Here is a 26,254-nt window from a genome sequence, read left to right as displayed (position 1 = left end):
AAGGAAGCCGTGCCGTGGCGCGGGAGGAAGCCGTGCCGTGGCGCGGGAGGAAGCCGTGCCGTGGCGCGGGAGGAGCAGGTCGCGCGCGGCGGAGACCCGGTCCCGCCGGACGGACCCCGGTCCCGCGGGGCGGGGACCTAGTCCCGCGGGGCGGGGACCTTGGACTCCGGGGCGGGCTGCTCCTCGAAGTCGATCTTCTTCATCTGCTTGTTCATGTTCTTCATCAGGGCCCACAGGCCCACGGCGATCACCGCGAAGACCACGAACCCGAGCAGCCCGGGGGTCACCTTGTTCGGGTCGAGATCCTGGGCGAGCGGGACGAGCGGGTGGGGGGCGTGGTAGTCGGTCACGCCCCCCATTGTTGCTCAGCCCCGCGCGGCTCCTGCGGTCAGGCCCCGCGAACGCCCGCGAACAGGTCGTCCTCGGGCAGCGAGACGTCCACCCGGGAGCGGGCGAGTTCGTAGTCCTCGGTGGGCCAGACCTCGCGCTGGACGTCCATCGGCACCCGGAACCAGCCGCCGTCGGGGTCGATCTGGGTGGCGTGCGCGAGCAGCGCCTTGTCGCGGACCTCGAAGAAGTCGCCGCACGGCACGTGCGTGGTGAGGTTGCGCTCGGGGCGGTCGGACTGCTCGAACCGCTTGATCCAGTCCCCGTACGGCGACTCCAGGCCGCGGGCGAGCAGCGCCTCGTGCAGGGCGAGGGTGCGGGTCTTGTTGAAGCCCTGGTTGTAGTAGAGCTTCAGCGGCGTCCACGGCTCGCCGGTCCCGGGATAGCGCTCGGGGTCCCCCGCCGCCTCGAACGCCACCATCGTGATCTTGTGGGTCATGATGTGGTCGGGGTGCGGGTAGCCGCCGTTCTCGTCGTAGGTGGTGATGACGTGCGGCCGGAACTCGCGGATGAGCCGCACGAGCGTGCCGGCCGCGGTGTCCACGTCCTGGAGGCCGAAGCAGCCCTCGGGCAGCGGCGGCAGCGGGTCCCCCTCGGGCAGACCGGAGTCGACGTAGCCCAGCCACGCCTGCTTCACGCCGAGGATCTGCCGGGCCTCGTCCATCTCCTTGGCCCGGACCTCGTGGATGTGCTCCTCGATGTAGGGGTCGCCCTGGAGCTTGGGGTTGAGGACGGAGCCGCGCTCGCCGCCGGTGCACGTCGCCACCAGCACGTCGACCCCCTCTGACACGTACTTGGCCATCGTGGCCGCGCCCTTGCTCGACTCGTCGTCGGGGTGGGCGTGCACGGCCATCAGTCGAAGCTGATCGGTCAAGGCTGGCTTCCTTAGGTCTCCGGTCATCACAACAGTCTCGAACCCCTCCGAAGTCGGCCCGGGGCACCTCCCTATAGTGACGGGAGACGGGGACGAATAATTCCGCGGTTCCCGACGGGAGGACGATCATGACGGCCGTGCAGCCGGGCCCGGCGCCGTCGCTGCCCGAGGGGCGTTACGGCGGCGGCGCAGACGCCGACGCGCGCAAGGACCGGGTCCTGCGCAGGGCCGCGGTCGTGCTGGGCGCGCTCCTGGCCGTCGCCATCGGGTACTTCGCCTGGCACTCCCTGAACGCGAGCAGGATCAGCGCGCAGGTGGTGTCCTTCAAGGCGGTGTCGGCGCACTCCCTGGAGATCCACCTGGAGGTCCACAAGGGCGCGGGCTCCACCGTGGTGTGCACGGTCCGCTCCCAGGACACCGACCACAACGAGGTCGGCCGCAAGGACGTGCGGATCGCGCAGCACAGCAAGGACGTCGACACGATCGTGACGTTGCGCACCACCTCGGTGGGCACCACCGGCGAGCTGGTCGGCTGCCAGTCCGCGAAGAGCGGCTGAGCCCGCGGGACGGCCGGTCCCGGCTGCCGGCGGCTCGGCGGTGGTCCGGCCGCGGTGAACGGGGCAGCCGCCCCGGCGGGCCGGCGGTTCAGTGGCTGAGCGCGTTCGCACCCACGACGACCAGGCCGATCATCACGTCCACGCCGCCGACCCGGCAGGACGGCCCCCAGCCCTGCCCGGCCGCGCGGGCCGCCCACAGGCCCCAGCCGAACAGGGTCGCGGTGTTGACGACCAGGACGACGCTGATGGCGCCGCTCTCGCTCCACCACCCGGCCGAGGCGCCGAGCAGCGCGGCCAGGGTGGGGACGACGGCGGCGACCAGCGGCCACTCGAACAGCATCGACCGGACCGTCTCGACGGTGAGCCGGCGCGCGTCGGCCGTCCAGTGGGCGATGGTGTGCGCGTAGCCGTGGGCGGCGGCCGCGGTGACGGCGGCAACCAGGATCCACAGCGCGTCGTAGCCCGGGTTGGGGTGGCCGCTGTCGTGGTCGAGCGCGGAGGCGAGCGAGCTGGCCAGCACCGTGCCGTACACCCCGCCGAACAGCAGGCGCTGCCTGGACACGTCCGGGGGGACGTGCGCCGTGTCCTGGCCCGGGTCGTCCGGCATGGTGGCCCCTTAGCGCCGTAACGTCACTCCCCACGATGTAACCGCATATGGTGCAGCCTCGCCGGTCAGGAATTGTTAGGCTCGTGGTTTCGTCCCGGCACCGGCTGGCAATGCACTTGTTCACCGGGGAGGGACGCGCACGAGCACACCGCATGACCGTACCGACGAGGAGCACCTGTGACCCAGACCAGCGACAACGTCACCTGGCTCACCCAGGCGGCGTACGACCAGCTCAAGGCCGAGCTGGAGCACCTGTCTGGTCCGGCCCGCGCCGAGATCGTCGCCAAGATCGAGGAAGCCCGTCAGGAAGGCGATCTCAAGGAGAACGCCGGCTACCACGCGGCGCGTGAGGACCAGGGCAAGCTGGAGCTGCGCATCCGGCAGCTCAACCAGATCCTGGAGACCGCGAAGGTCGGCGAGGCGCCGGCCGACGACGGCGTGGTCGCGCCCGGGATGGTGGTGACCATCGCCTTCGACGGCGACCCGGACGACACCCTGACCTTCCTGCTCGGCTCGCGCGAGGGCGTCAGCAGCGACCTCGACACGTACTCGCCGCAGTCACCGCTCGGCCGCGGCGTGACCGGCAAGCGCAAGGGCGAGGACGCCACGTACGAACTGCCGAACGGCAAGACGGCGTCGGTGCAGGTCCTCGACGTGAAGCCCTACCAGGGCTGAGCCCTCCCCCGCCGCCCCGGCCCCGCCCGCCACCCGGCGGGCGGGGCCGCGTGCGTCCGCCCGGCAGGGGCGGGCGCGGACCGTCGGGCCGTCAGGCCGTCGCGGAGCGGTACTTGCGGACGGCCAGGGTGCGGAAGACCGCGACGATGACCACCGACCAGGCCAGCGACGCCCATACCGGGTGCTCCATCGGCCAGGCCGAGGACCGGACCACGCCCGGGTTGCCGAAGAGGGTGCGGGACGCCTGGACGGTGGCACTGAACGGGTTCCACTCGGCGACGTGCCGCAGCCAGGGCGTCATGTTCTCCGGGGAGACGAACGCGTTCGAGACGAACGTCACCGGGAAGAGCCAGACCAGGCCGCCGGAGGTGGCCGCCTCGGGGGTGCGCACCGACAGGCCGATCAGCGCGCCGATCCAGGAGAAGGCGTAGCCGAGCAGCAGCAGGAGCGCGAAGGCGCCGAACATCTTCGGCAGGCCGTCGTGGATGCGCCAGCCGACCAGCAGCCCGACGCAGGCGAGCACGACGACGGTCAGCGACGTCTGCACCAGGTCGGCGAGGGTCCGGCCGGTGAGCACCGCGCCGCGGGACATCGGCAGCGAGCGGAACCGGTCGATCAGGCCCTTGTGCATGTCGTCGGCGATGCCCGCGCCGGCGCCCGCGGTGGCGAAGGTGACGGTCTGCGCGAAGATGCCGGCCATCAGGAAGTTGCGGTAGTCCGCCGCGCTGAAGGACCCTCCGACGTTGACCGAGCCGCCGAAGACGTAGCTGAACAGCACCACGAACATGATCGGCTGGAAGAGGCCGAAGATGACGACCTCGGGGATGCGCAGCATCCGCAGCAGGTTGCGCTTGGCGACGACCAGGGAGTCGTGCAGGGAGCCGAGCGGGCCGCCGCGCGCCGAGGGCGCGAGGGTGGTCCGCGGGCTGTCCGGGGTGCCGGTGACGGCGCTCATCTCGTGCTCTCCTTCGACTGGTCGGTCTGCGGGCCGTCACCGGGGTCGGTGCCGGCGGCGGACCGCGCGGACCGCGCCGCGGCGCCCTCGGCCCCCTCCGGCGCTGCGGATGCTCCGGATTCTTCGGATGCCTCGGATTCTCCGGATGACGACGCGGATGTCCCCGACGTCTCGGACGCCTCCGCGGCGTGCCCGGTCAGGGAGATGAACACGTCGTCGAGGGTGGGGCGGCGCAGCCCGATGTCGTCGATCTCGATGCCCTCGGCGTCCAGCTCGCGGATCACCTCGGCGAGCAGCTTGGCGCCGCCGGCGACCGGCACGGTGACCTTGCGGGTGTGCCGCTCGACACTGACGGCGTCCCGCCCGCCCTTGCCGTACCGGACCAGTACGGCCACGGTGTCCTCGATCCGTCCCGGGTCGTGGGCCACGACCTCGATCCGCTCGCCGCCGGTCTGCGCCTTGAGCTGGTCGGAGGTGCCGCGGGCGATCACCCGGCCGTGGTCGATGACGCAGATGTCGTGCGCGAGGTGGTCGGCCTCCTCCAGGTACTGCGTGGTCAGCAGCAGCGTGGTGCCGCCGGCGACCAGGTCCTGGATGACCTCCCAGAGCTGCTGCCGGTTGCGCGGGTCCAGGCCGGTGGTGGGCTCGTCCATGAACATCACCGGCGGGCTCACCACGAGGGCCGCGGCAAGGTCCAGCCGGCGGCGCATGCCGCCGGAGTAGGTCTTGGAGACGCGGTTCGCGGCGTCGGCGAGGTTGAAGCGCTCCAGCAGCTCGTCGGCGCGCGCCCGGGCCCGCTTCGCGTCGAGCTGGTAGAGCTGCGCGACCATCTGGAGGTTCTCCCGGCCGGTCAGGTACTCGTCGACGGCCGCGAACTGGCCGGACAGCCCGATGTGCCGGCGGACCTCGTTGGGGTGCTTGAGCACGTCGATGCCCGCGACGACCGCCTTGCCGCTGTCCGGGCGCAGCAGCGTGGTCAGGACGCGGACGGCGGTGGTCTTGCCCGCCCCGTTGGGGCCGAGCAGCCCGAGGACGGTGCCCTCCGGCACGTCGAGATCCACTCCCCCCAGTGCCCTGACCTCTCCGAAGGTCTTCACCAGACCCTCGGCGTAGATGGCGCCGGCCATGTCGTTCGCTCCCGTCGGTTGTCCGTGTGTACGCGTCCGCGGGGCGGCCCGGGGCGCACGGATCGCGGTGCCCGGCGGCCGTGCGCGCGGCCGGGCCCGCTCCTCGTCCCCGTTCGACCGGTGCGCCGACCGGAACTCATCGGCCGGCCGGCACCCCCGCGATGGTCCGCGAGCATGCCAGACGCGATATATCGCGTCAACAGGTTTTCCGGCGGGTCGGTCGACGGGTCAGCCGATCACTGTGTAGCCGGCGTCCTCCAGCGCCGCCGACACCGCCGCGCGGTGCTCCGGCCCCTTGGTCTCCAGGTGGACCTCCACCTCCGCCTCGGTGAGCCCGAGCCGGGGGTCGGTGCGCATGTGGCTGATGTCGAGCACGTTGGCGTCGGCCGCCGACAGCATGGCCAGCAGCCCGGCCAGCGCGCCCGGCCGGTCGGTGAGCCGCAGCCGCAGCGACAGGTAGCGCCCGGCCGCCGACATGCCGTGCCGCAGGATGCGCTGCATCAGCAGCGGGTCGACGTTCCCGCCGGACAGCACCGCCACCACCGGGCCCTCGAACGACCGCGGCGACGCCAGCAGCGCGGCCACCGAACTCGCCCCGGCCGGCTCCACCACGAGCTTCGCCCGCTCCAGGCAGAGCAGCAGCGCGGACGACAGGGCGTCCTCGGAGACCGTCACCACGTCGTCGACCAGGTCCCGGACCACCGCGAACGGCACGTCCCCGGGGCGGCCGACCATGATGCCGTCGGCCATGGTCGCCACCGACCCCAGCGCCAGCGGCCGCCCCGCCGCGAGCGAGGGCGGGTACGCCGCCGCGCCCGCCGCCTGCACCCCGACCACCCGCACGTCCGGTCGCAGCGCCTTGATCGCCACCGCCATCCCCGCCAGCAGCCCGCCGCCGCCGACGCCGACCAGCACGGTCCGCACCTCGGGGCACTGCTCCAGCACCTCCAGGCCCACCGTCCCCTGGCCGGCGATGATGTCCGGGTGGTCGAAGGGGTGGATGAAGACCGCGCCGGTCGACTCCGCGTACGCGATCGCCGCCCGCAGCGTCTCGTCCACGACCGTGCCGTGCAGCCGGACCTCGGCGCCGTAGTCGCGGGTCGCGGCGACCTTGGGCAGCGGGGCGCCCACCGGCATGAACACGGTCGAGCGCACCCCGAGCAGCGAGGCGGCGAGCGCGACCCCCTGCGCGTGGTTGCCGGCGCTCGCGGCCACCACACCGGCCGCCCGCTCCTCGGGACGGAGCCCGGCGATGCGCACGTACGCGCCGCGGATCTTGAACGACCCGGTGCGCTGGAGGTTCTCGCACTTCAGGTGCACCGGTGCCCCGACCAGCGACGACAGGTGGCGGGAGGTCTCCATGGCGGTGATCCGCGCGACCCCGGAGAGCATCTTGTGCGCCCCGCGCACGTCGTCCAGGGTGATCGGCTGGAACCGCGTGTTGTCCATGGGGCCAGTCTCGCAGTCCGGCCCGGCGAACCCGGCCAACCGTTCGCACGCGAAGTCGGCGAGGGCTCCCGGTGGTCTCCGAGGCCGCGTACTCTTCTCCCAACTTCCCGCCGTCCCGGCGCCGTACCGCCGCCTGCCCGGCCCGCGACCGGGCTTCCGCCCCGGCGCACCCACCGAACCGACAGAACGCGAGCTTGAAGGTCATGTCCAACCCTCCGGAGACCTCGACCGAACTCCTCGAGAGCCTCCAGCACCAGGTCGCCCTCTTCGCCCGCCGTGCCGAACAGACCCGGCTCGGCGGTGTCGGCAGGGCCCGCAACTCCATGGACCGCGCCGCCTACCTCCTGCTCAACCGGCTCGACCACGAGGGTCCGATGGGCGTCAAGGCCCTCGCCGAGGCGATGGGCATCGACTCCTCGACCGTCACCCGCCAGGTCGCGCCGCTGGTGGACACCGGCCTGGTCAAGCGCACCTCGCACCCCGAGGACGGGCGGGCGGTCGTCCTCGCGCTGTCCCCGCGCGGCCGCGGACGGCTCGGCGAGGTACGCGACTCCCGGCGGCAGCTGATGGCCAAGGTCACCGAGGACTGGTCGACGCAGGAGCGGGAGCTGTTCACCGAACTGCTGGGCCGCTTCAACATCGCGCTCGCCGAGTGGCACTCCGGGCTCGGGCAGCGCGAGGCGGACCGCGACGAGGGTGCGGTCGGCCGCTGAGCGCGCGCCCCGGGGCCCGGGGAGGGCCACAGGGTGCGCACAGGTCTTGACCACGCCCCCGCGCGTGCCGTCCCATGGCCGCGTGGCAACCCCAGGTGGCAACCGCCGGGCGGCTGACGAGGCCCGCAGGGACGCCGAGTTCGCGGCGTTCGTCGCGGGCGCGGGCGGACGGCTGCTGCACTCCGCGGTGCTGCTGACCGGCGACCCGGCCGAAGCCGACCGGCTGCTCACCGCCGCGCTCGCCCGGCTCTACGCCGACTGGCCGGGGCTGGAGGGCGACGACCCCTACGACCGGGCCCGCGCCGAGTTGTTCGTGCGCTACGCCTACCGGCCGTGGCGGCGCCCGCGCGGCGGCCCTCTCGACGGGCTGACCGCGCGCCAGCGGCTGGTCGTGACCATGCGGTACTTCGAGGGGATCGGGGAGGAGCAGACCGCGGCGGTGCTCGGGATGGCCTGCGAGCGGGTCGCGGCGATCGCCGCGCTCGGCGGGGCACGGCTGCGCAGCGGACCGGGCCGCGCGACCGCCGCCGCCCGGACGGCCGCCCGGTGAGTGCCGGCGGCCGGCCGCCGAACCGGCGGGAGGCCGAGGTGCGGCGGCTCCTGGACACCCCGCACCCGGCGGTGCCGCCCGACCTCGCCGAGCGCGCCGCCCTCCGCGGCCGCGGGCTCCTGCGGCGGCGGCGCGTCCTGCGCTACGCGCTCGGCGCCGCGCTGCTCGCCGCCGCCCTCGCGGCGGCGGTCCTGCTGGCCTGACCCTCCGGGCCGGCCGGTGCTGACGGCCGGTGCTGACGGCCGGGGGCCGGCCGCCTGTGGTGGGGCCCGGCCGCACGGTGCCGCCCCGGGAACCGGGCCGAAGCGGCACGCGAACCGCCCGCCGGTCGCGGGTGGGCCCGGCCGCGCCCGCACGCCCGGGCGGTGGGCCGACCGCGCCCGCACCATCGGGGCGGACGGGGCCCGGCCGCACGGTGCCGCCCCGGGAACCGGGCCGAAGCGGCACGCGAACCGCCCGCCGGTCGCGGGTGGGCCCGGCCGCGCCCGCACGCCCGGGCGGTGGGCCGACCGCGCCCGCACGCCCGGGGCGGAACCGGCCGCGCCCACACTTGCCCGGCGGGCGGAACCGCGCGACCGGGCACGCCGGATCGTACGGTCCGCCGCCGGCCGGACGGGCGGCCCGGAGGGGCTGGCGGGCAGGTCAGCCGAGCGCCTGGCGCAGGTCCTCGACGAGGTCGTCGACGGCCTCGATGCCGACCGAGATGCGGACGAGGTCCGCCGGCACCTCCAGCGCCGACCCCGCGGCGGACGCGTGCGTCATGCGCCCGGGGTGCTCGATGAGGGACTCCACCCCGCCCAGCGACTCCCCCAGGGTGAAGAGCCGGGCACGGTCGCAGACGGCGACCGCCGCCTCCTCGCCGCCGGCCACCTGGAAGGACACCATCCCGCCGAAGCCCCGCATCTGCTTCGCCGCGATCTCGTGCCCGGGGTGCGAGGCGAGCCCGGGATAGTGAACCCGGGTGACCTCGGCGTGGCCCGCCAGCATCTCCGCGATCCGCCCGGCGTTCGCGCTGTGCCGGTCCATCCGCACCGCGAGCGTCTTGATGCCGCGCAGGACCAGCCACGCGTCGAACGGCCCGGCGACGGCGCCCATCGCGTTCTGGTGGTACGCCAACTCCTCGCCGAGCGCGGCGTCGGAGGTCACCAGCGCGCCGCCGACCACGTCGGAGTGCCCGCCCATGTACTTGGTCGTGGAGTGCACCACCACGTCCGCGCCCAGCGCCAGCGGCTGCTGGAGGTAGGGGCTGGCGAAGGTGTTGTCGACCACGAGCCGCACCCCGGCCTGCCGGGCCACCCCGGCGAGCGCGGCGATGTCGGTGATGCCGAGCAGCGGGTTCGACGGCGTCTCCACCCAGACGGCCTTGGTCTCCGGCCGCAGGGCGTCGCGCACCGCCTGCACGTCGGAGGTGTCGGCGACCGACCACTTCACGCCCCACCGCTCGGCGACCTTCGAGAAGAGCCGGAAGGTGCCGCCGTAGGCGTCGTCGGGGATGACCACGTGGTCGCCGGGGGTGAGCAGCGTGCGCAGCAGGCAGTCCTCCGCGGCCAGGCCGGACGCGAAGGCGAGGCCGCGGCTGCCGCCTTCGAGGGCGGCGAGGTTCTGTTCGAGTGCGGTCCGGGTCGGGTTGGCCGACCGGCTGTACTCGTATCCGCCGCGCAGGCCGCCGACGCCGTCCTGCTTGTACGTGGACACCTGGTAGATGGGGGTGACCACCGCACCGGTCTGCTCGTCGGCCGGTTGGCCGGCGTGGATCGCCAGGGTCTCGAAGTGCTGGTGTGCACGCGGGGGGTGAGGGCTATCGTTCATGCCGCCGAGCGTAGCCGCCGGGCACCGCCCCCCGCTGGACGACGCAGACCGCCGGCCCGCGGGCCGGGACCCGCCTGCCCGGGTCGCCGCCCGCTCAGGCCCGCGCGGCCGCGCGGGCCGGCACGTGCGGGACCACCGCGCCCGGGTCGTGCCCGGCGAAGACCAGGGCGATCACCAGGCCGGCGGCCTCCTCCAGTTGACGGGCGCGGCGCAGCGGCCCGACCGTGACCGGCCGCGCGCCGGCGTCGGCCACCAGGGCGCCGACCGTGCGCAGCGCCGCCTCGTCGTCACCCGCGAGCGGCACCGTGACCTGCCCGCCGGCCGGTCCGGTGGGCGAAGCGGCGGCCGCCGACCACCGGGCGGCGGGGAAGAGGTGGAACGCCTTGACCACGTGCGCGCCCGGCGCGAGGTCCGCGATGTGCTCGGCGGCGGCGCGGCCGTCGGTCAGGAGGTGCTCGCCGACGCCGTGGTCCACCGCGTTGACCGGGTCGACCAGCACGGTGCCGGCCAGCGCCCCGCCCGCCGCGCCCGCCGCGCGCAGGATGTCGGGCACCCCGGCCCAGGAGACGGCGAGCAGCACCGCGTCCCGCCCGGCGACGGCCTCGCCCGGGGCGGCGGCGGCTCGCGCGCTGCCGCCGCCCGCGCCGCCGCCCATCGCCGCCGCGGCGGCCGCCGCCTTCTCCGGTGAACGGCCGCCGACCAGCACGTCGTGCCCGGCCCGTACCCAGGCCCCGCCGAGGGACGCCGCCAGGGCGCCGGTGCCGAGAATCCCGATCCTCATGGTGTCGCTCCCGAAAGTGTGGGCGGCGGCCCTGCCTCTGACGGCCGCCGCGGGACCGCCACCGTAGGAGAACCGACGCGCACCGGACGGTAGGAAACGGATACGGGAGAATGGCGGGGGATCGAGCGGGGAACCGCGGAAGGACGGGGAGGCAGCATGGACGACGAGCACGCCGGCCCGCCGGCCACCGCCACGACCCCGGCACCGGCCACCGCCCCGGCCCCGGCGACCGCCACGGCCCCGGAGGCGTCCCGGCCCCCCGCCGGGCGGGACTCCTCCTGCGAGCGCACGCTCGTGGACTGCCGGCTGCGCGCGGCCACCGAGCTGTTCGCGCACACCTGGGACCCGGTGATCCTCGCCGGGCTGAGCCAGGGTCCGCTGCGCCGCGCGGGGTTGCGGGCGCTCTCCGGCGGGATCAGCGACAAGGTGCTCACCGAGTCGCTGCGCCGCCTGCTGGCCAACGGCCTGGTCGAGCGCCGCGCCTTCCGCACCGCGCCGCCCCGGGTCGACTACGGCCTGACGCCGCTCGGCGCCAGCCTGGTGGAGGGCCCGCTGCGCGCGATGGGCGACTGGACGCGGGAGCACGGCGAGGAACTGCTCGAAGCGCAGGAGCGCGCCGCCGGGCGGGCGGCGGGATAGCACCGGTCCGCCCGTGCCCAAGGCAGCCGGGCACGGGCGGGGCGAGGGGGTCGGGGCCGCCCGGCCTCCTCGGAGGGCGCCGCGCCGACGGGTCAGGGCTCGGGGCGGCACCCGGAGGCCGGGCGCGGGGCGGGCCGGGGAGCGGGCGTCACTTCCTGGTGGACTCCCGCACCGTCAGGGTGCCCTTGCGGATGGTGGCCAGCCGGGGCGCGCGCTTGGCGATCGTGGAGTCGTGGGTGACCAGGATGAACGTCAGCCCGCGGTCGCGCCACAGCCCTTCGAGCAGCGCCATGATGTCGTCGCGGGTGCTCTCGTCGAGGTTGCCGGTGGGCTCGTCGGCGAGCAGCACCTTGGGCTCCTTGACCAGTGCCCGGGCGATGGCGACGCGCTGCTGCTGGCCGCCGGACAGCTCCGAGGGCAGGTGGGTCAGGCGCTCGCCGAGCCCGACGGACTCCAGGGCGGCCGCGGCCCGGGTGCGGCGCTCGGCGGGCTTGACCCCGAGCGGCACCAGCGCGGTCTCCACGTTCTCCTGCGCGGTGAGCGTGGGGATCAGGTTGAAGCTCTGGAAGATGAAGCCGATGTTCTCCGAGCGGACCCGGGTCAGCCGCGCCTCGCTCAGCTTGGCCAGGTCGGTGCCGTCGAAGTCGATCACACCGGAGGTGGGGCGGTCGAGCCCGCCGAGCATCTGGAGCAGGGTGGACTTGCCGCCGCCGGTCGGGCCTTGGATGACGACCTGGTCGCCGTCGGCGATGGAGAGGTCGATGCCGCGCAGGGCGTCGACGCTCGTCTTGCCCCGGCGGTAGCTCTTGGTCACGCCGTTGAGCTGGTACATGGGTGGACTCCTGGAAGCGGAAGGGAAGGTGCGGCGGGGTGAGCGGCCCCGGGGCCGCCGGGTCGTACGGCGCCGGAGCGGCCGGGTCGTGCGGCGCCGGGGCGGCCAGGTCGTGCGGGTCGTACGGGCGCCGGGGTGACGGCGACCGCGGGCCGGCCGCCGCCCGGCCAGGGGAGGAACGGGCGGCGGCCGGTCGCGGCGCCCGCTACTCGACGCGGCGCAGTGCGTCGGCCGGGCGCAGCCGGGACGCGCGCCAGCCGCCGAACGCGCCGGCGATCAGGCCGCCGCCGATGGCGAGGCCGACGGCCAGCACGATGGTGCCGGCGCTGACCGGCGCGGTCAGCGCGACGTCGAGGGTCTTGGCCGCGGCCTGCCGGGCGCCGCCGCCGAAGCCGCCGCCCCCGCCGGGGCCGCCCGTGCCGCCGCCGGTCGCGGCGGAGGAGCCGAGCTGGGCGCTGAGCGTGGGGCTGATCTCGGTGACGACGAAGGCGCCGACCAGGCCCAGCGCGATCCCGAGCGCACCGCCGATCAGGCCGTTGACCAGGGCCTCGCCCATCACCTGGCGGGTGACCCGGCCGCTCTTCCAGCCGAGCGCCTTGAGCGTGCCGAACTCGCGGACCCGGCGGCTGACCGCCGAGGAGGTGAGCAGGCCGGCGACGAGGAACGCGGCGATCAGCACCGCGATGGACAGCCACTTGCCGACGTTGCTGGCCAGCGAGGACGCCGTGGACAGCGAGCCGGAGACCGTGGAGGCGAGGTCGGCGGAGGTGGTGACGGTGGTGCCGGAGATGTTCTTCTGGATCTCGGACTTGACGGCCGAAATCTGCTGGGAGTCCGACGCCTTGACGTAGACCGTGGTGATCTTGTTCGCCGAGGCGGCGAGGGTCTGCGCCTGCTTCAGGGGCAGGTAGAGGTTGGCCGCCGCGTCGCCGCTGTCGGCGGTGGCGATTCCGATCACCTTGTACTTGGTGCTCTTGACGGTGACGGTGGAGCCGACCTTGAGCTTGTTCTGCTTGGCGTACGCGGAGTCGGCGACCATCACCTTGGCGTCGGTGTCCGACGCGGTGAAGGTCGCGCCCGAGGTGATCTTGGAGGAGGACAGCGGGCCGAGCGTGAGGTTCGACACGTCCACGCCGTAGAGCGTGTAGCTGTTGGCGTCGAACTGGGCGCCGCCGCCCCGGACCTGGCCCTGCGGCGTGCTGCTGCCGGAGCCGCCGCCGAAGCCGCCGCCACCGCCGCCGGTGCCGCTGCTCTTGTTCTGCTGGAACTGGCCGGGCGTGAAGGTGCCGTTGATCTTCAGCACCTGGAGGTTGAGGCCGCCGACCGCGGTCGCCACGTTCTTCTGCTTGCCGACGGTCGTGACCACCGAGGAGGCCAGGGTCTGGAAGCCCTGCACGGTGACCCGGTCGCTGCTCTGCGACGAGCCGTCGCTCTTGGCGTCGAAGTTGAACTTCGGCCGGGTGGTGGAGCCGGTGCCCGAGGCGGGTGCGGCCTTGGTGACCGTCATGTCGGTGCCCAGGCCGTACAGCGACTTGAGGACCTTGCCCTGGGCCTGGTCCATGCCGGACGAGACCGAGTCGACCGTGATGACGAGGCCGATGCCGAGCGCGAGGCCCAGCGCGACCACGAGCGCCGCCTTGCGCCGGCGGCGCAGCTCGCGCCGGAGATACGTGAAGAACATCCGATTCCTCGTGTTGGCAGGGATAGGCAGTGGAGCGCACCGGGAAGGGGTGCGGGAGAGCGGGACGGACGCGAGGAGGGCGAAGCGTCCGCCCCCACTCCCACTGCCGCGCAACGGTAGGAATCGGTGGTGAGGGCGCGGTGAGGCGAATGTGAAGGAGTGTTGAGAATGAGCACGCCAGAATGAGAGCGGGCTGGGAGGAAGGTTATTTCTTCCTTGGACAGCCCGCGCACGGCCGGTTCACAGCCGGTACCCAGGTCCGTCCGGGACGATCGTCCGTCGCCCGGACCGGAGGCGTGGCGGGGTGCGGCGGTGCGTGCCGGGGCGCGGGGGGACGGCCTCAGCGCACGCCGAGCAGGTGGTCCATCGCAAGCTGGTCCAGCGCCTCGAAGGCCATCCCGCGCTCGGCCACCGCGTCCGCGTCGAAGTCCTCGTACGCGCTGCGGTCGGCGAGCAGGTCGGCCAGCGTCTCGCCGGCGCCGAGCGTGCCCTGCCCCAGCTCGTCGAGGCCGGAGGTGCGCAGGGCCTCCTGGACGGCCGGGTCGGCGCGGAAGGCGGCCGCCCGCTCCTTCAGGATGAGGTAGTTGCGCATGCCGCCGGCCGCCGACGCCCACACGCCGCTCATGTCCTCGGTGCGCGGCGGCTTGAAGTCGAAGTGCCGCGGGCCCTGGTAGCCGCCGCGCTCCAGCAGGTCCACCAGCCAGAAGGCCGAGCGCAGGTCGCCGGCGCCGAACCGCAGGTCCTGGTCGTACTTGATGCCGGTCTGCCCGTTGAGGTCGAGGTGGAAGAGCTTGCCGTGCCACAGCGCCTGGGCGATGCCGTGCGGGAAGTTGAGCCCGGCCATCTGCTCGTGGCCGACCTCGGGGTTGACGCCCACGATGTCCGGGCGCTCCAGCGAGTTGATGAACGCCAGCGCGTGGCCGACGGTGGGCAGCAGGATGTCGCCGCGCGGCTCGTTCGGCTTCGGCTCGACCGCGAACCGCAGGTCGTAGCCCTGCTCGGTGACGTACTGGCCGAGGAGGTCGAACGCCTCCTTCATCCGGTCCAGGGCGACCCGCACGTCCTTGGCGCCGCCGGACTCCGCGCCCTCGCGGCCGCCCCACGCGACGTAGGTCTCGGCGCCCAGCTCCACGGCGAGGTCGATGTTGCGGATCACCTTGCGCAGCGCGAAGCGGCGCACCTCGCGGAGGTTGGAGGTGAAGCCGCCGTCCTTGAACACCGGGTGGGTGAAGAGGTTGGTGGTGGCCATCGGCACCTTCATGCCGGTGGCCTCCAGCGCCTGCCGGAAGCGCTTGACGCGGCCGTCCCGCTCGGCGTCGGAGGAGCCGAAGGGGATGAGGTCGTCGTCGTGGAAGGTCACGCCGTACGCGCCGAGTTCGGCGAGGCGGTGCACCGACTCGACCGGGTCGAGCGGCGCACGGGTGGCGTCGCCGAACGGGTCGCGTCCTTGCCAGCCGACCGTCCACAGCCCGAAGGTGAACTTGTCGGCGGGGGTGGGGGTGAGGTTCGTGGCGGAGGTCATGGCGGCCGGCTCCTATTCGTCAGACTGTTGAACAAATTAGTATGCGAGCCCGGTGTTGGGAAGTGGGACCGTGGGAAAGGACCCGGATCACATGGCGCGACAAGGGCAGATCGTGCTCGGCGTGGACAGCTCGACGCAGTCCACGAAGGTGCTGGCGGTGGACGTGGACAGCGGCGAGGTGCTCGGCCGCGGCCAGGCCGCGCACACCGTGAGCACCGGCGCCGGGCGCGAGACCGACCCCGAGGTGTGGTGGAGGGCGCTCCAGGACGCGCTGGGCCAGCTCGGCGGGCTCGCGGCGCGTGCCGACGCGATCGCGGTCGGCGGCCAGCAGCACGGCCTGGTCGTGCTCGACGACCGCGGCCGCCCGGTGCGGGACGCGCTGCTGTGGAACGACGTGCGCTCCGCCCCGCAGGCCCAGGCGCTGGTGGAGCGGCACGGCGCGGCCTGGTGGGCCGAGCGGGTCGGCTCGGTGCCGGCGGCGAGCTTCACCATCGCCAAGTGGGAGTGGCTGCGCGCCCACGAGCCCGACGCGGCCGCGGCCGCCGCCGCGATCCGGCTGCCGCACGACTTCCTCACCGAACGGCTCAGCGGCGCCGCGGTCACCGACCGGGGCGACGCCTCCGGCACCGGCTGGTGGGCGTCCAGCACCGGCGGGTACGACGACGCGCTGCTCGCCGAGGTCGGACTCGACCCGAAGCTGCTGCCCGCGGTGCTCGGGCCCGGGGCGGCGGCGGGCACCGTACGGGACGGCGCCGGCGTGCGGCCCGGCGCGCTGGTCGGCGCCGGCACCGGTGACAACGCCGCGGCCGCGCTCGGACTCGGGCTCGCCCCGGGACGGCCGGTGCTCAGCCTCGGCACCTCCGGCACCGTCTACGCCGTGGCCCGGCAGCGCCCGGCCGACCCGTCCGGCACCGTCGCCGGGTTCGCCGCCGCGGACGGCGGCTGGCTGCCGCTGGCCTGCACGCTGAACTGCACGCTCGCCGTGGACAAGGTCGCCGCGCTCCTCGGGCGGGACCGCGAGCAGGTCGAGCCGGGCGGCTCGGTCGCCTTCCTGCCCTTCCTCGACGGCGAGCGCACCCCGAACCTCCCCTACGCCTCCGGCCTGCTGACCGGTGTGCGCCACGACACCACCGCCGGGCAGGTGCTCCAGGGCGCCTACGACGGCGCGGTGTACGCGCTGCTCGCCGCGCTGGACCTGGTGCTCGCGGTGGACGGCGCGGGCGACGCCGACGAACCGATCCTGCTGATCGGCGGCGGCGCCCGCGGGCCCGCGTGGCGGGAGACGGTCCGCCGGCTGTCCGGGCGGGCGGTGCAGGTGCCCGCCGCCTCCGAACTCGTCGCGCTCGGCGCGGCCGTCCAAGCGGCCGTCCTCCTCACCCGGGAGGAGCCGGCGGAGGTCGCCGCCCGCTGGGGCACCGACCGGGGCGACCTGCTGCCGGCGGTGCCCCGGGACGACGCGACCCTCGAACGCCTCGCCGCGGCCCTCCCGCTGGCGGGCTGAGCCCGGGGCGCGGGGGTACGGGGGCGCGGGGACTCCGGCGGGCGGGGGACCCCGGCGGGCGGGCCCGGGGGGCCGGAAGGAGGCGGGTGGGCGGACGGGAGCCCCGGGCGGAGCCGCACATAGGGTGGACGGCACGGCGAGGAAGGAGATCCCGATCAAACGCACCGGCGCCCAATCGGAACTACGCCACCGCAACCTCGCCCTGGTCATGCGGGCCCTGGCCGCGGAGGAGGACCTCACCCGCGCCGCCGTCGCCGCCACGGTCGGCCTCACCCGCGCCACCGTCTCCACGCTCGTGGACGAGTTGCTCGCGGCGGGGCTCCTCGAAGAGCGCGGGGCCCACCGCCCCGGCACCGTCGGCCGCCCCGGCACCGTCCTCGCGCTGCCGGCCACCGGTCCCGCGGGCATCGGCGCGGAGATCGGCGTCGACCACCTCGCCGCCTGCGTGGTGGACCTGCGCGGCGAGGTCCGCTGCCGGACCGCGTCGCCCGCCGCGAACCGCGGCCGCCCCGCCCCGGCGGTCCTCGCCGAACTCGCCGACCTGATCGCGCGGGTGACGCGGGACGCCGCCGCGACGGACCTGCGCCCGGTGGGCGTCACCGTCGCCGTCCCCGGCCTGGTCGGCCGGGACCGCGGCACCGTGCTGCGCGCCCCCAACCTCGGCTGGGAGGACGTCCCCGTCGCGGCGCCGGGCCCGTTGCCCACCGTCGTGGACAACGAGGCGAACCTCGGCGCGCTCGCCGAGCTGTGGCTCGGCGGACACGACCGCCTCGCCGACTTCGTGCACGTCTCCGCCGAGATCGGCATCGGCGCCGCCCTCGTCGTGGAGGGCCGGCTCTTCCGCGGCGCCCGCGGCTTCGCGGGCGAGCTGGGCCACGTGCCGGTCCGCCCCGACGGCCCGCCGTGCTCCTGCGGCGCCCGCGGCTGCCTGGAGACCTTCGCCGGCGAGCGGGCCCTGCTGCGCGCGGCCGGCGTCGCCACCGCGGCCGAGCTGCGCTCCGCCGCGGCCGCCGGCTCCGCCGCGGCCGTCCGCGCCCTGGAGCAGGCGGGCGAGGCGCTGGGCATCGCGCTCAGCGGCGCGGTCAACCTGCTCGACCCGCAGGCCGTGGTCGTCGGCGGGCCGCTCGCGGACCTCGCGCCCTGGCTGCTGCCCGGCGCACGCCGCGAGCTGGCCGACCGTGTCACCGACCGGCGGTGGCGCCCGCAGGACGTGGTCACCTCGCGGCTGGGCCGCGACGGTGTGCTGCGCGGCGCCGCCTACAGCGCGGTCCGGGCCGTGCTGGACGACCCGGCCGCCTGGATCCACGCCGCCGCGGAGCGCGACCGCACCGCGTGACGCGGGGTCCGCGCGGAACGCCGGGGCCGCCCCTGTCCACCGGTCCCGCCCGCGACGCCGGTCCCGCCCGCGACGCCTGAGCGGCGCGCCCCGCCGGGTCGGCGGGGCGCGCCGCTCAGGGCGCGGGACTGCTGGCTCAGGCCACCGGGACGGCTCAGAGCGCCGAGCCGGCCACCCACTGGCTCCACGACATGTTCCAGCCGTTGAGCCCGTTGGAGGGCTGGATCGTCTTGTCCGGCGAGTTCTTCACCACGACGACGTCGCCGAGCAGCGAGTTGTTGTAGAACCACGCCGCGTCCGTGGTGTCGTCCTTGCCGCCCTTGACGTCGCTCAGGCCGATGCAGCCGTGGCTGGTGTTGGCGGTGCCGAAGACGGACTTGTCGGCCCAGTAGTTGCCGTGGATGAACGTCCCGGAGTCGCTCAGCCGCATGGCGTGCGGCACGTCCGGGATGTCGTACTCGCCCTTGCCGTCGTCATCGGTGAAGCCGACCGTCGCCCCGTTCATCCGGGTGGTCTCGTCCTTCTCCTCGATGACCATCTGGCCGTCGTAGGTGGTGTGCCCGTCGCCGCCGGCGGAGATCGGCAGCGTCCGGATCACCTTGCCGTCGCGGACCACGGTCATCATGTGCGTGGCGGCGTCCACCGTGGAGACCTGCGAGCGGCCCACGTCGAAGCCCACCGTCTTGTGCTGGGTCCCGTAGACGCCCGGCGCGCCCTCGACCCCGGCCAGGTCCAGGGTGAGCGAGACGTGCGAGCCGGCCTTCCAGTAGCTCTCCGGCCGCAGGTCGAGCCGGGTGGAGCTGAACCAGTGGCCGACGACCTGCTGCCCGCTGCTGGACTGCACGGTGATCCCGCGCTGGACCGCGGCCCGGTCGCCGGAGGAGATGGCCTTGCTGAAGTTGATCGAGACCGGCATGCCCACGCCCACCGTGGAGCCGTCCTCCGGGGTGAAGTACCCGACGAAGCTGCCGGTGGCCGCCTTGGTGCCGAACGTGGACTGCGCGCTGGTGGTGCGCCCCTGCGTGTCGGTGGCGGTGGCGGATATCCGGAACTCGATGCCGTGCGCGAGGGTCCCCTTCGGGGTCCAGGTGGTGCCGTCGGAGGAGAGCGTGCCGGACACGGTGTGGCCGGACGCGACGCCCTCCATCGTCACCTTCGTCAGCTTGCCGCCGGTCGCCTTCACCTTCACCGCGCCGCTCACCGCGGCACCCGTGGTGCCGGACTTCGGGGTGATGGTGATCTTCGCGGCCGAGGTCTGCTTGGCGGCGGCCTCGTCGGCGCTGGCCTGCTTGGACGGGCTGGCGCCGGCGGCGGTGGTGCCGGTCGCGGCGCCGGAGGTCGGGGAGGCCGTCGCGGCCGCGTTCCGGCTGTCGGCCGTGCTGTCGTGCCCGCCGCAGGCGGTCAGCGCCACCGCGCCCCCGGCCACCACCGCGAGCGCGGCGAGGGTGCTCCGACGGAAGACCTTCCGCTTCCGGCGGGCGGCTTCGGCGGCTCCGTGCTCGGCGGGACCGTCCTGGTCGGAGGTGGGGGCTTTTCCGGTGTCGGGCGGCGTCACGCGTCTCTCCCATGGTCGGGGTCGCCCGCAGGCCGAAGCGATCGGCGCGGGGCTTCTTCCACCACCCATGGAAACAGCCGACGCGCCGGGTATGTCCTTTCCGCTGGAAATTGTGGGCTTTGACACGTGGTCTCCGTGATGACCGTCACGCGGCTTTCCGTGGCGGCTCCGGCACGCACCGCGCACACCGCGGGCCGCCCGCCGGGCCGGCCCGCCGCTTCCCACCGGCCGCCGCCAGTCACTACCATCGGCCCCTACGGTCGACTCGCCGCATCCGCTGGGGGAACAGATGGCCATGCCCCGCCCGTACGTCGCCGCGGTCGCCGCCGCCGTACTGGCCGCGCTCTACTTCGTCCCCTCCGCGCACGCGGACACCCCGGCGGACACGGCTCCCGTGGCGGCCACCGCCCCCGCGAGCACCGCCTCCGCCGCACCGGCGGCCACCGGCCAGGCGGCGCCCGCCGGGCAGCTCGCCGAGACCGGGATGATCGACACGAAGCCGTACGTCATAGGCGGCGCCGTCTTCCTCCTGGCCGGCGCCGGACTCGTCGTCAACGCCACCCGCCGCTCCCGGCACGCCCTGGAGGCGGCCGCGGAGGCGGAGGAAGCCGCCCCGGAGGACTAGGGCTTTCCGCCCGGATCTCCGCGGCGCCCGGTGCCTCAGGCCAGGGGGCCGGTGACGGACTCGGCCGCGCGCACCAGGGAGCCGTCGCGGACGAAGGCGTGCGCGGCCTCCAGGTCGGGCGCGAGGAAGCGGTCCCGCCCGGGGCCGGGCACCCCCGCGGCGCGCAGCGCCGTGAGCACGGCGGCGGTCGCGGGCGCCGCGCGCAACTGCGTCCCGGTGGTGCGGATCTGAAGCGCCCGCGCCGCGGCGAACATCTCGACGGCGACGACGCGCGCCAGCGCGTCCACCGCGGTCCGCAGCTTGCGCGCCGCGGACCACCCCATCGACACGTGGTCCTCCTGCATCGCCGAGGAGGGGATGGAGTCGACCGACGCCGGCACCGCGAGCCGCTTCATCTCGCTGACCAGCGCCGCCTGCGTGTACTGCGCGATCATCAACCCGGAGTCCACGCCGGGGTCGTCCGCGAGGAAGGGCGGCAGGCCGTGCGACCGGTTCTTGTCGAGCAGCCGGTCCGTACGCCGCTCCGCGATCGAGGCGAGGTCGGCCGCGGCGATCGCGAGGAAGTCCAGCACGTAGCCGACCGGGGCGCCGTGGAAGTTGCCGTTCGACTCGACGGTGCCGGCGTCGGTCACCACCGGGTTGTCGACCGCCGCGGCCAGCTCGCGGTCGGCGACCAGCCGGGCGTGCGCGAGGGTGTCCCGCCCGGCACCGGCGACCTGCGGCGCGCACCGCACCGAGTACGCGTCCTGCACCCGCGGCGCGTCGTCCTGGTGGTGGCCGGTCAGGCCGGACCCGGCCAGCACCCGGCGCATGTTGTCCGCGCTGGCCGCCTGCCCGGGGTGCGGGCGGATCGCGTGCAGCTCCGGCGCCAGCACCCGGTCGGTGCCGAGCAGCGCCTCCAGGGTGAGCGCGGCGGTGACGTCGGCCGCGGTGAACAGCCCCGCCAGGTCCGCGCAGGCCATCACCAGCATGCCGAGCATGCCGTCGGTGCCGTTGATGAGGGCCAGGCCCTCCTTCTCCCGCAGCTCGACCGGCTCGATGCCGTGCTCGGCGAGCAGGTCCGCCGCCGGCCGCACCGTGCCGTCCGGGCCCTCCGCCTCGCCCTCCCCCATCAGCACCTGCGCGCAGTGCGCGAGCGGCGCGAGGTCGCCGGAGCAGCCGAGCGAGCCGTACTCGTGCACGACCGGGGTGATGCCCGCGTTCAGCACCGCGGCCATGGTCTCCACGACCACCGGGCGCACCCCGGTCCGGCCCGACGCCAGCGTCTTCAGCCGCAGGAACATCAGGGCGCGCACCACCTCGCGCTCCACCCGCGGCCCCATCCCCGCCGCGTGCGACCGTACGAGGCTGCGCTGGAGCTGGGCGCGCAGTTCGGGGCTGATGTGGCGCACCGCCAGCGCGCCGAAGCCCGTCGAGACGCCGTAGACCGGTTCCGGCCGCGCGGCGAGCGCGTCGATCACGTCCCGTGCCCGCGCGACGCCCGCCAGCGCCTCCGGGCCGATCTCGACGCGGGCGTTCCCGCGGGCCACGGCCGTGACGTCCTCGGCCGATGCGCCGTGCGCGCCCACCACCACGTTCTGCATATCCATATTCACGAACCCTAAGCACTGAATCCCGCTCTGTCACCCGCCCCCCCGCGGCCCCGCACCGCCCCGCCCCTTCCCGCCTCCGCCGCACGCGCGCGGCCGGCCGCGCGACGCGCAGCGCGGCGCCGGACGGGCGGGGAGCCGTGCGAGGATGGCGCGAGGTTCGCGATCGTTAACCGGTGCCGGAGGGACGGGCGGAATGAGCGAGCAGGAGCACGCGGGCACGCGCAGGTTCGGGGACGTCGTCGATGTCCGCCGGCACGGCGGGCACGTCGCCGAGGTGGTGCTCGACCGTCCCGCGGCGATGAACGCCGTCTCCACGGCGATGGCCGACGCGATCGCGGCGGCGTGCGCGGAGTTGTCCGCCGACCCGACGGTGAGCGTCGCGGTCCTCACCTCCTCCAGCGAGCGCGCCTTCTGCGCCGGCGCGGACCTCAAGGAGCGCAACGCGCTGAGCGACGCGGAACTGCTGCGCCAGCGCCCGCGGGCCAGGGCGGCCTACGGCGGCGTCCTGGACCTGCCGATGCCCGCGATCGCCGCGGTCGGCGGCTTCGCGCTCGGCGGCGGGTACGAACTCGCCCTGTCCTGCGACCTGATCGTCGCGGACGAGGCCGCCGTGGTCGGGCTGCCCGAGGTCTCCGTGGGGGTCATCCCCGGGGGCGGCGGCACCCAGCTACTGCCCCGCCGGGTCGGCGCGGCCCGGGCCGCGGAACTGGTCTTCACCGCCCGCCGCGTGCCGGCCGCCGAGGCCCTGGAGCTGGGGATGGTCGACCAACTGGTGCCCGCGGGGCGGGCCCGCGGCGCCGCGCTCGACCTCGCGGAGCGCATCGCGGCCAACTCCCCGGTGGGGCTGCGCGCCGCCAAGCGGGCGCTGCGGCTCGGCCACGGCCTGGACCTGCGCGCGGGCATGGAGGTCGAGGACGCGGCCTGGCGCACCATCGCCTTCTCGGCGGACCGTGCCGAGGGGGTCGCGGCGTTCAACGAGAAGCGGCGGCCGGCCTGGCCCGGGCTCTGATTCCGGCGCGCGACAGCGGAGGTCCGTTCGGCCCAGTGCGGGGCCGGGTCGGGCGTCGCGCCGGGGCAAAGGTGCCTAGCCTGGAGTGATGGCGGAAGGTACGGCCGATGTACGGCTGCGGGCGGTCGTCGAGCTGGCACAGGCGCTGGCCACGGCGCAGAGCCCGCGCGCGACGGTGCGGGCGGGGGCGCGCGGCGCCCGGCTGGCGATGCAGGGGGCCTTCGCCGCGGTCTCCTCATGGGAGCGGGACACCGGTCGGCTGCGGGTGCTGGTCAACGACGGCGACCTCGCCCCCGGCGAGGAGGCGGAGCCGGCCGACGAGTCGTACTCGGTGCACGACTTCCCGGAGATCGCCGAGTTCCTGCACGGCACGTGGGCCGCGGGCGGCGAGCCGCACGCCTGGGTGGAGACCGAGGACGCGACGGGTTCGTCCCCGGGCGGCGGGAGCTGGGGTCGGGCCGCGGCGCTGCGCCGGCGCGGCCGCGGGAGCTGCGTGGTCGCGCCGATCGTGCTGCACGGCCGGGCCTGGGGCGAGCTGTACGTCGCGCGCCGGGTGGGCGAGGCGGGCTTCGCCCGCGCGGACGCGGACTTCGCGACGGTGCTGGCCGCGCTGATCGCGTCCGGCATCGCGCAGACCGAACGGCTGGCCGAGGTCCGGCTCCTGGCGTTCACCGACCCGTTGACCGGCCTCGGCAACCGCAGGGCGGTGGACGTCCGGCTGGACGAGGCGCTGGAGCTGCACCGGCGGCAGGGCGTGGTGGTCAGCCTGGTGGTGTGCGACCTGAACGGGCTGAAGCGGGTCAACGACCGGCTCGGCCACGCGGTCGGGGACCGGCTGCTGGAACGGTTCGGCTCGCTGCTGTCGCTGTGCGGGGCGATGCTCCCCGGCAGTCTCGCCGCGCGGCTCGGCGGGGACGAGTTCTGCATCGTGGCGGTGGGGCAGCACGCGGACGAGGTGGTAAGGGCCGCGGAGGAGTTGTGCCGGCGGGCGGCCGAGCTGGAGGTCGGCGACGGGGTCGCCTGCGGGCTGGCGTCCACCGGCGACCCGATCGGGCCGGTACGGTCCGCGCGGCGGCTTTTCCGGCTGGCGGACGCGGCGCAGTACCGGGCGAAGGCGCTGCGCGCCGACCACCCGGTGGTCGCCGGCCGCGAGGGGCCCCAGGACCCGGTGGTCCGCCTCGCCGACAAGCCGCCGCCCCACCCGGACACCGAGCGCCGCACCCTGCGCGGCCACCGCCCATGAGCCCGCTCCCGCCCGGCGCGAAGTCCGTCCCCCACGCTGCCCCGCCCGTTCCTCCACCGCCGCCTGCCCCGGCGGAGCCAGCCCAGCCCCGCGGAGCCCGGGCCCGGCCGTAGCCACGGGACCAGGCACCACGCCACCGCGGGAGCCCTCTTCGCCGAGCGGCCACGCATCGCCCCATCGCCGGGGCCCGCCCTCACCACGGGGACCAGGCACCGCGCCACCGCGGGAGTCCACCCTCGCCACACGGCCAGGCGACCCACCAGGCTCGGGTCTGACCGTCGCCACACGGCCAGACGTCGCGCCAGACCGAGGGCCCCCGGCCGCAAGGCCGGACAACGCCCCGGCGCCGAAGACAGCCGCCACCCCAGGGGCACGCACCACGCCAGAGCCGGAGTCGGCCTGCACCACACGGCCACGCATCGCCCCACCGCCGGGGCCCGCCCTCACCACGGGGACCAGGCGCCGCGCCACCGCGGGAGTCCACCCTCGCCACACGGCCAGACGCCCCACCAGGCTCGGCCCGCCCCTCGCCACCCGGCCAGACGCCCCACCAGGCTCGGCCCGCCCCTCACCACACGGCCGGACGCCCGGCCACGGCCACGGCCAGCCGTCGCCATCGCCGCCGGGGCGGGCCCGGGCTCCCCGCGGGCGGCGTTCGCCGAGGGTCAGGCGTCGCGGCGGGAGAGCAGCCAGGGCTCGACCACGCCGAGCCCGCGGACCGGGCGGCGCCACATCGGCTGGAGCGCGAAGCGGTACTTCTCCGCGGTCGCGTCGACGTCCGCCTCGGACAGGGGCGCCTCCCCCGCCGCACCGAGCGCCTCCGCGAAGTCCCCGTCCACCAGGACCGCGTCCCGTGGCGCTATCGAGGTGAGCCGCGAGGCGAGGTTGACGGTCGTGCCGAACACGTCCCCCATCCGCGTGGTGACCGTGCCGAAGGCCATCCCCACCCGCAGCGCCGGCATCGTCTCGTCGCCGGTCATCGTCTCGATCAGCCGCATGCCGATCTCCGCCGCCGTGCCCGGGTCATCGGCGACGAAGAGCACCTCGTCGCCGAGCGTCTTGATCAGCCGCCCGCCGTACGCCGCGACCTGGTCGGCCGCGGTGGTCTCGAACGCCTCGACCAGCTCGCCGAGTTCCTCCTCCTCGAGCCGGCGGGTGAGCCGGGTGAAGCCCACCAGGTCGGCGAAGCCGACGGCGAGCCGGCGGTCCACCGCCTCCTCGTCGTCGGACTGCACGACCCGGCTGGTGGCGGCCGCGACCTGGCGGCGCCACACGTAGATCAGGAACTCCTCCAGCTCGGGCAGCAGCAGCTCGACGAGCGGGTACGCCACCTCGGCCCGGGTCATGCCGGGCTCGGGCGGCTCGGTGAGCCCTTCGAGGAAGGAGTCGGTCTGCCAGTCGGCGAGCCGCGCGGTGGTCTGCCCGGTGGACCGCGCCACCTGGATCGCCATCGACTCGCTCAGCAGGCCGGCCTCGACCAGGCCGGCCAGCCGGCGCAGCGCCAGGACGTCCGCCTCGGTGAGCGCCTTGGCCTGGCCGATGTCGGCGAAGCCCATGGCCCGCCAGAAGCGCGAGGCCAGGTCCATCGACACGCCCGCGGTGCGCGCCGCCTGGAACGGGGTGTACTGGCGCGGCGCGCCGAGGATCAGCTGCTCCAGCCGCAGCGCCAGCGGGTGCTCCCCCGCCTCCCCCGCCTCGCCGGGCTCCTCGGGATCGGCCGGACCGTCGCCCGCGGCGCAGCCCGGTACCTCGCCCGGGACATCCTCGCCGGAGCCGTCCGCGGAGCCGCCGCCGGGCCCTTCGCCAGAGTCCCCGCCGCCCCTTCCACCGCCGCTCCCGTCCCCGCCGCCCGCGCCGGGCTCCTCGCCGGACCCACGCGCGCCCTCCGCGCCCGGCTCGCCGGAGGACGCCGGCTCCCCGGCGCCCGCACCCCGGGCCCCGGCCCCGGAACCGGAACCGGCCCCGGAACCGTCGCCCGCCGCGTCCGCGAGGGCGTCACCGGACGCGGCGTCGCCGGAAGGAGCATCGCCGGAAGGAGCGTCGCCGGACGCGGCACCACCCGACGCGTCGCCACCGCCGGACGCGGCACGCGCACCGTCGGAGGCGGCGTCGCCGCCGGAGGAGGTCGGTGGGGGGCTGTCGTTGTCCACGTTTACCGTCCAGCCCCTGAGAAGTCCCTGCGCACAGCCCTTCCGATCATCGAGACGACGCAGCCCCTCAACGATACGGCAGGTG

At 75.2% G+C, this 26,254-nt stretch carries 25 protein-coding genes; 11 read left to right on the top strand and 14 right to left on the bottom strand.

Annotation, left to right across the window (positions count from 1 at the left end; all coding sequences use genetic code 11):
• Positions 1–137: 137 nt before the first annotated feature.
• Positions 138–350 carry a hypothetical protein gene (locus tag RVR_RS23215; protein ID WP_237404909.1) on the bottom strand — a complete coding sequence of 71 codons (213 nt, stop codon included), beginning with the start codon at positions 348–350 and terminating at the stop codon, positions 138–140.
• Positions 351–388: 38 nt separating this feature from the next.
• The gene (gene mca / locus RVR_RS23210; RefSeq protein ID WP_202235740.1) at positions 389–1,261 is read right to left on the bottom strand and encodes a mycothiol conjugate amidase Mca; all 873 of its coding nucleotides are present in this window, start codon (positions 1,259–1,261) and stop codon (positions 389–391) included.
• 128 nt (positions 1,262–1,389) lie between these two features.
• On the opposite strand from mca, the gene RVR_RS23205 reads away from it, so the two are divergent.
• The gene (locus RVR_RS23205) at positions 1,390–1,818 is read left to right on the top strand and encodes a DUF4307 domain-containing protein (protein ID WP_202235739.1); all 429 of its coding nucleotides are present in this window, start codon (positions 1,390–1,392) and stop codon (positions 1,816–1,818) included.
• A gap of 88 nt (positions 1,819–1,906) precedes the next feature.
• Here the strand turns inward: RVR_RS23205 and RVR_RS23200 are convergent, their stop codons facing one another.
• Positions 1,907–2,425, bottom strand: a complete 519-nt coding sequence (locus RVR_RS23200; protein WP_202235738.1) for a hypothetical protein — start codon at positions 2,423–2,425, stop codon at positions 1,907–1,909.
• Positions 2,426–2,602: 177 nt separating this feature from the next.
• Between RVR_RS23200 and greA the strand changes: the two genes are divergently transcribed.
• Complete coding sequence (greA, locus tag RVR_RS23195) at positions 2,603–3,100, top strand: transcription elongation factor GreA (RefSeq protein WP_202235737.1); 498 nt, start codon at positions 2,603–2,605, stop codon at positions 3,098–3,100.
• Positions 3,101–3,191: 91 nt separating this feature from the next.
• On the opposite strand, the gene RVR_RS23190 is transcribed toward greA, so the two are convergent.
• The 3 genes from RVR_RS23190 to ilvA all read right to left on the bottom strand — a co-directional run bounded on the left by RVR_RS23190 (position 3,192) and on the right by ilvA (position 6,631).
• On the bottom strand, positions 3,192–4,055 hold the full coding sequence (locus RVR_RS23190) for an ABC transporter permease (protein ID WP_202235736.1): 864 nt from the start codon (positions 4,053–4,055) through the stop codon (positions 3,192–3,194).
• Positions 4,052–5,182: an ATP-binding cassette domain-containing protein gene (locus RVR_RS23185; RefSeq protein ID WP_202235735.1), complete on the bottom strand. Its 1,131-nt coding sequence runs from the start codon at positions 5,180–5,182 to the stop codon at positions 4,052–4,054. Before RVR_RS23185 ends, RVR_RS23190 begins: the two co-directional genes overlap by 4 nt.
• Before the next feature lie 228 nt (positions 5,183–5,410).
• A complete protein-coding gene (gene ilvA / locus RVR_RS23180; protein WP_202235734.1) occupies positions 5,411–6,631 on the bottom strand; it encodes a threonine ammonia-lyase in 1,221 nt (406 codons plus the stop codon).
• A 203-nt stretch (positions 6,632–6,834) separates the two neighbouring features.
• Here ilvA and RVR_RS23175 point away from each other — a divergent pair, with 203 nt between their 5' ends.
• The 3 genes from RVR_RS23175 to RVR_RS23165 all read left to right on the top strand — a co-directional run bounded on the left by RVR_RS23175 (position 6,835) and on the right by RVR_RS23165 (position 8,097).
• A complete protein-coding gene (locus RVR_RS23175) occupies positions 6,835–7,344 on the top strand; it encodes a MarR family winged helix-turn-helix transcriptional regulator (protein WP_202235732.1) in 510 nt (169 codons plus the stop codon).
• Positions 7,345–7,426: 82 nt separating this feature from the next.
• Positions 7,427–7,894, top strand: a complete 468-nt coding sequence (locus RVR_RS23170; RefSeq protein ID WP_202235730.1) for a sigma factor-like helix-turn-helix DNA-binding protein — start codon at positions 7,427–7,429, stop codon at positions 7,892–7,894.
• Positions 7,891–8,097 (top strand): hypothetical protein, encoded by a 207-nt coding sequence (locus tag RVR_RS23165; protein ID WP_202235728.1) that lies wholly within the window; start codon positions 7,891–7,893, stop codon positions 8,095–8,097. The genes RVR_RS23170 and RVR_RS23165 overlap by 4 nt, the downstream gene beginning before the upstream one ends.
• Positions 8,098–8,536: 439 nt before the next feature.
• Here RVR_RS23165 and RVR_RS23160 read toward each other — a convergent pair whose 3' ends face one another.
• The gene (locus RVR_RS23160) at positions 8,537–9,703 is read right to left on the bottom strand and encodes a cystathionine gamma-synthase (RefSeq protein WP_202235727.1); all 1,167 of its coding nucleotides are present in this window, start codon (positions 9,701–9,703) and stop codon (positions 8,537–8,539) included.
• Between the two features lie 94 nt (positions 9,704–9,797).
• Positions 9,798–10,484, bottom strand: coding sequence for an NADPH-dependent F420 reductase (locus RVR_RS23155; protein WP_202235725.1), 687 nt, complete (start codon positions 10,482–10,484; stop codon positions 9,798–9,800).
• 294 nt (positions 10,485–10,778) lie between these two features.
• Between RVR_RS23155 and RVR_RS23150 the strand changes: the two genes are divergently transcribed.
• On the top strand, positions 10,779–11,123 hold the full coding sequence (locus RVR_RS23150) for a winged helix-turn-helix transcriptional regulator (RefSeq protein WP_237405380.1): 345 nt from the start codon (positions 10,779–10,781) through the stop codon (positions 11,121–11,123).
• 148 nt (positions 11,124–11,271) lie between these two features.
• Here RVR_RS23150 and RVR_RS23145 read toward each other — a convergent pair whose 3' ends face one another.
• From RVR_RS23145 to xylA, 3 genes are all read right to left on the bottom strand, one after another.
• Positions 11,272–11,955: an ABC transporter ATP-binding protein gene (locus tag RVR_RS23145; RefSeq protein WP_202235723.1), complete on the bottom strand. Its 684-nt coding sequence runs from the start codon at positions 11,953–11,955 to the stop codon at positions 11,272–11,274.
• Positions 11,956–12,160: 205 nt separating this feature from the next.
• Complete coding sequence (locus RVR_RS23140; RefSeq protein WP_202235722.1) at positions 12,161–13,636, bottom strand: ABC transporter permease; 1,476 nt, start codon at positions 13,634–13,636, stop codon at positions 12,161–12,163.
• Between the two features lie 340 nt (positions 13,637–13,976).
• Positions 13,977–15,158 carry a xylose isomerase gene (xylA, locus tag RVR_RS23135; RefSeq protein WP_202235721.1) on the bottom strand — a complete coding sequence of 394 codons (1,182 nt, stop codon included), beginning with the start codon at positions 15,156–15,158 and terminating at the stop codon, positions 13,977–13,979.
• Between the two features lie 91 nt (positions 15,159–15,249).
• Between xylA and xylB the strand changes: the two genes are divergently transcribed.
• Both xylB and RVR_RS23125 read left to right on the top strand, forming a co-directional pair.
• The gene (xylB, locus tag RVR_RS23130; RefSeq protein WP_202235720.1) at positions 15,250–16,659 is read left to right on the top strand and encodes a xylulokinase; all 1,410 of its coding nucleotides are present in this window, start codon (positions 15,250–15,252) and stop codon (positions 16,657–16,659) included.
• Between the two features lie 208 nt (positions 16,660–16,867).
• Positions 16,868–17,995 carry an ROK family transcriptional regulator gene (locus RVR_RS23125; protein ID WP_202238972.1) on the top strand — a complete coding sequence of 376 codons (1,128 nt, stop codon included), beginning with the start codon at positions 16,868–16,870 and terminating at the stop codon, positions 17,993–17,995.
• A gap of 154 nt (positions 17,996–18,149) precedes the next feature.
• On the opposite strand, the gene RVR_RS23120 is transcribed toward RVR_RS23125, so the two are convergent.
• The gene (locus RVR_RS23120; protein ID WP_430393165.1) at positions 18,150–19,550 is read right to left on the bottom strand and encodes a L,D-transpeptidase; all 1,401 of its coding nucleotides are present in this window, start codon (positions 19,548–19,550) and stop codon (positions 18,150–18,152) included.
• A 295-nt stretch (positions 19,551–19,845) separates the two neighbouring features.
• On the opposite strand from RVR_RS23120, the gene RVR_RS23115 reads away from it, so the two are divergent.
• Positions 19,846–20,175 (top strand): hypothetical protein, encoded by a 330-nt coding sequence (locus RVR_RS23115; RefSeq protein ID WP_237404908.1) that lies wholly within the window; start codon positions 19,846–19,848, stop codon positions 20,173–20,175.
• Positions 20,176–20,210: 35 nt separating this feature from the next.
• Here the strand turns inward: RVR_RS23115 and hutH are convergent, their stop codons facing one another.
• Positions 20,211–21,764: a histidine ammonia-lyase gene (hutH, locus tag RVR_RS23110; protein ID WP_202235717.1), complete on the bottom strand. Its 1,554-nt coding sequence runs from the start codon at positions 21,762–21,764 to the stop codon at positions 20,211–20,213.
• 196 nt (positions 21,765–21,960) lie between these two features.
• Between hutH and RVR_RS23105 the strand changes: the two genes are divergently transcribed.
• On the top strand, positions 21,961–22,776 hold the full coding sequence (locus RVR_RS23105; protein WP_202235716.1) for an enoyl-CoA hydratase/isomerase family protein: 816 nt from the start codon (positions 21,961–21,963) through the stop codon (positions 22,774–22,776).
• Positions 22,777–22,864: 88 nt separating this feature from the next.
• Positions 22,865–24,019, top strand: coding sequence for a GGDEF domain-containing protein (locus tag RVR_RS23100; RefSeq protein WP_202235714.1), 1,155 nt, complete (start codon positions 22,865–22,867; stop codon positions 24,017–24,019).
• A gap of 665 nt (positions 24,020–24,684) precedes the next feature.
• On the opposite strand, the gene RVR_RS23095 is transcribed toward RVR_RS23100, so the two are convergent.
• Positions 24,685–26,169, bottom strand: a complete 1,485-nt coding sequence (locus RVR_RS23095; protein WP_237404907.1) for an adenylate/guanylate cyclase domain-containing protein — start codon at positions 26,167–26,169, stop codon at positions 24,685–24,687.
• Positions 26,170–26,254 lie beyond the last annotated feature (85 nt).

Source organism: Streptomyces sp. SN-593, from assembly GCF_016756395.1.
Lineage (GTDB): Bacteria > Actinomycetota > Actinomycetes > Streptomycetales > Streptomycetaceae > Actinacidiphila > Actinacidiphila reveromycinica.
The sequence above is the reverse complement of the archived record's forward strand: the minus strand, read 5'-3'. Positions and strand labels throughout refer to the sequence as shown.

What these genes read in the sequence shown, in the direction of transcription:
- RVR_RS23205 (WP_202235739.1), top strand. Translation starts at nt 1,390, where the DNA reads ATGACGGCCGTGCAGCCGGGCCCGGCGCCGTCGCTGCCCGAGGGGCGT.
- RVR_RS23200 (WP_202235738.1), bottom strand. Translation starts at nt 2,425, where the DNA reads ATGCCGGACGACCCGGGCCAGGACACGGCGCACGTCCCCCCGGACGTG.
- RVR_RS23190 (WP_202235736.1), bottom strand. Translation starts at nt 4,055, where the DNA reads ATGAGCGCCGTCACCGGCACCCCGGACAGCCCGCGGACCACCCTCGCG.
- RVR_RS23185 (WP_202235735.1), bottom strand. Translation starts at nt 5,182, where the DNA reads ATGGCCGGCGCCATCTACGCCGAGGGTCTGGTGAAGACCTTCGGAGAG.
- ilvA (WP_202235734.1), bottom strand. Translation starts at nt 6,631, where the DNA reads ATGGACAACACGCGGTTCCAGCCGATCACCCTGGACGACGTGCGCGGG.
- RVR_RS23175 (WP_202235732.1), top strand. Translation starts at nt 6,835, where the DNA reads ATGTCCAACCCTCCGGAGACCTCGACCGAACTCCTCGAGAGCCTCCAG.
- RVR_RS23160 (WP_202235727.1), bottom strand. Translation starts at nt 9,703, where the DNA reads ATGAACGATAGCCCTCACCCCCCGCGTGCACACCAGCACTTCGAGACC.
- RVR_RS23155 (WP_202235725.1), bottom strand. Translation starts at nt 10,484, where the DNA reads ATGAGGATCGGGATTCTCGGCACCGGCGCCCTGGCGGCGTCCCTCGGC.
- RVR_RS23145 (WP_202235723.1), bottom strand. Translation starts at nt 11,955, where the DNA reads ATGTACCAGCTCAACGGCGTGACCAAGAGCTACCGCCGGGGCAAGACG.
- RVR_RS23140 (WP_202235722.1), bottom strand. Translation starts at nt 13,636, where the DNA reads ATGTTCTTCACGTATCTCCGGCGCGAGCTGCGCCGCCGGCGCAAGGCG.
- xylA (WP_202235721.1), bottom strand. Translation starts at nt 15,158, where the DNA reads ATGACCTCCGCCACGAACCTCACCCCCACCCCCGCCGACAAGTTCACC.
- xylB (WP_202235720.1), top strand. Translation starts at nt 15,250, where the DNA reads ATGGCGCGACAAGGGCAGATCGTGCTCGGCGTGGACAGCTCGACGCAG.
- RVR_RS23125 (WP_202238972.1), top strand. Translation starts at nt 16,868, where the DNA reads ATGCGGGCCCTGGCCGCGGAGGAGGACCTCACCCGCGCCGCCGTCGCC.
- RVR_RS23115 (WP_237404908.1), top strand. Translation starts at nt 19,846, where the DNA reads ATGCCCCGCCCGTACGTCGCCGCGGTCGCCGCCGCCGTACTGGCCGCG.
- hutH (WP_202235717.1), bottom strand. Translation starts at nt 21,764, where the DNA reads ATGGATATGCAGAACGTGGTGGTGGGCGCGCACGGCGCATCGGCCGAG.
- RVR_RS23105 (WP_202235716.1), top strand. Translation starts at nt 21,961, where the DNA reads ATGAGCGAGCAGGAGCACGCGGGCACGCGCAGGTTCGGGGACGTCGTC.
- RVR_RS23100 (WP_202235714.1), top strand. Translation starts at nt 22,865, where the DNA reads ATGGCGGAAGGTACGGCCGATGTACGGCTGCGGGCGGTCGTCGAGCTG.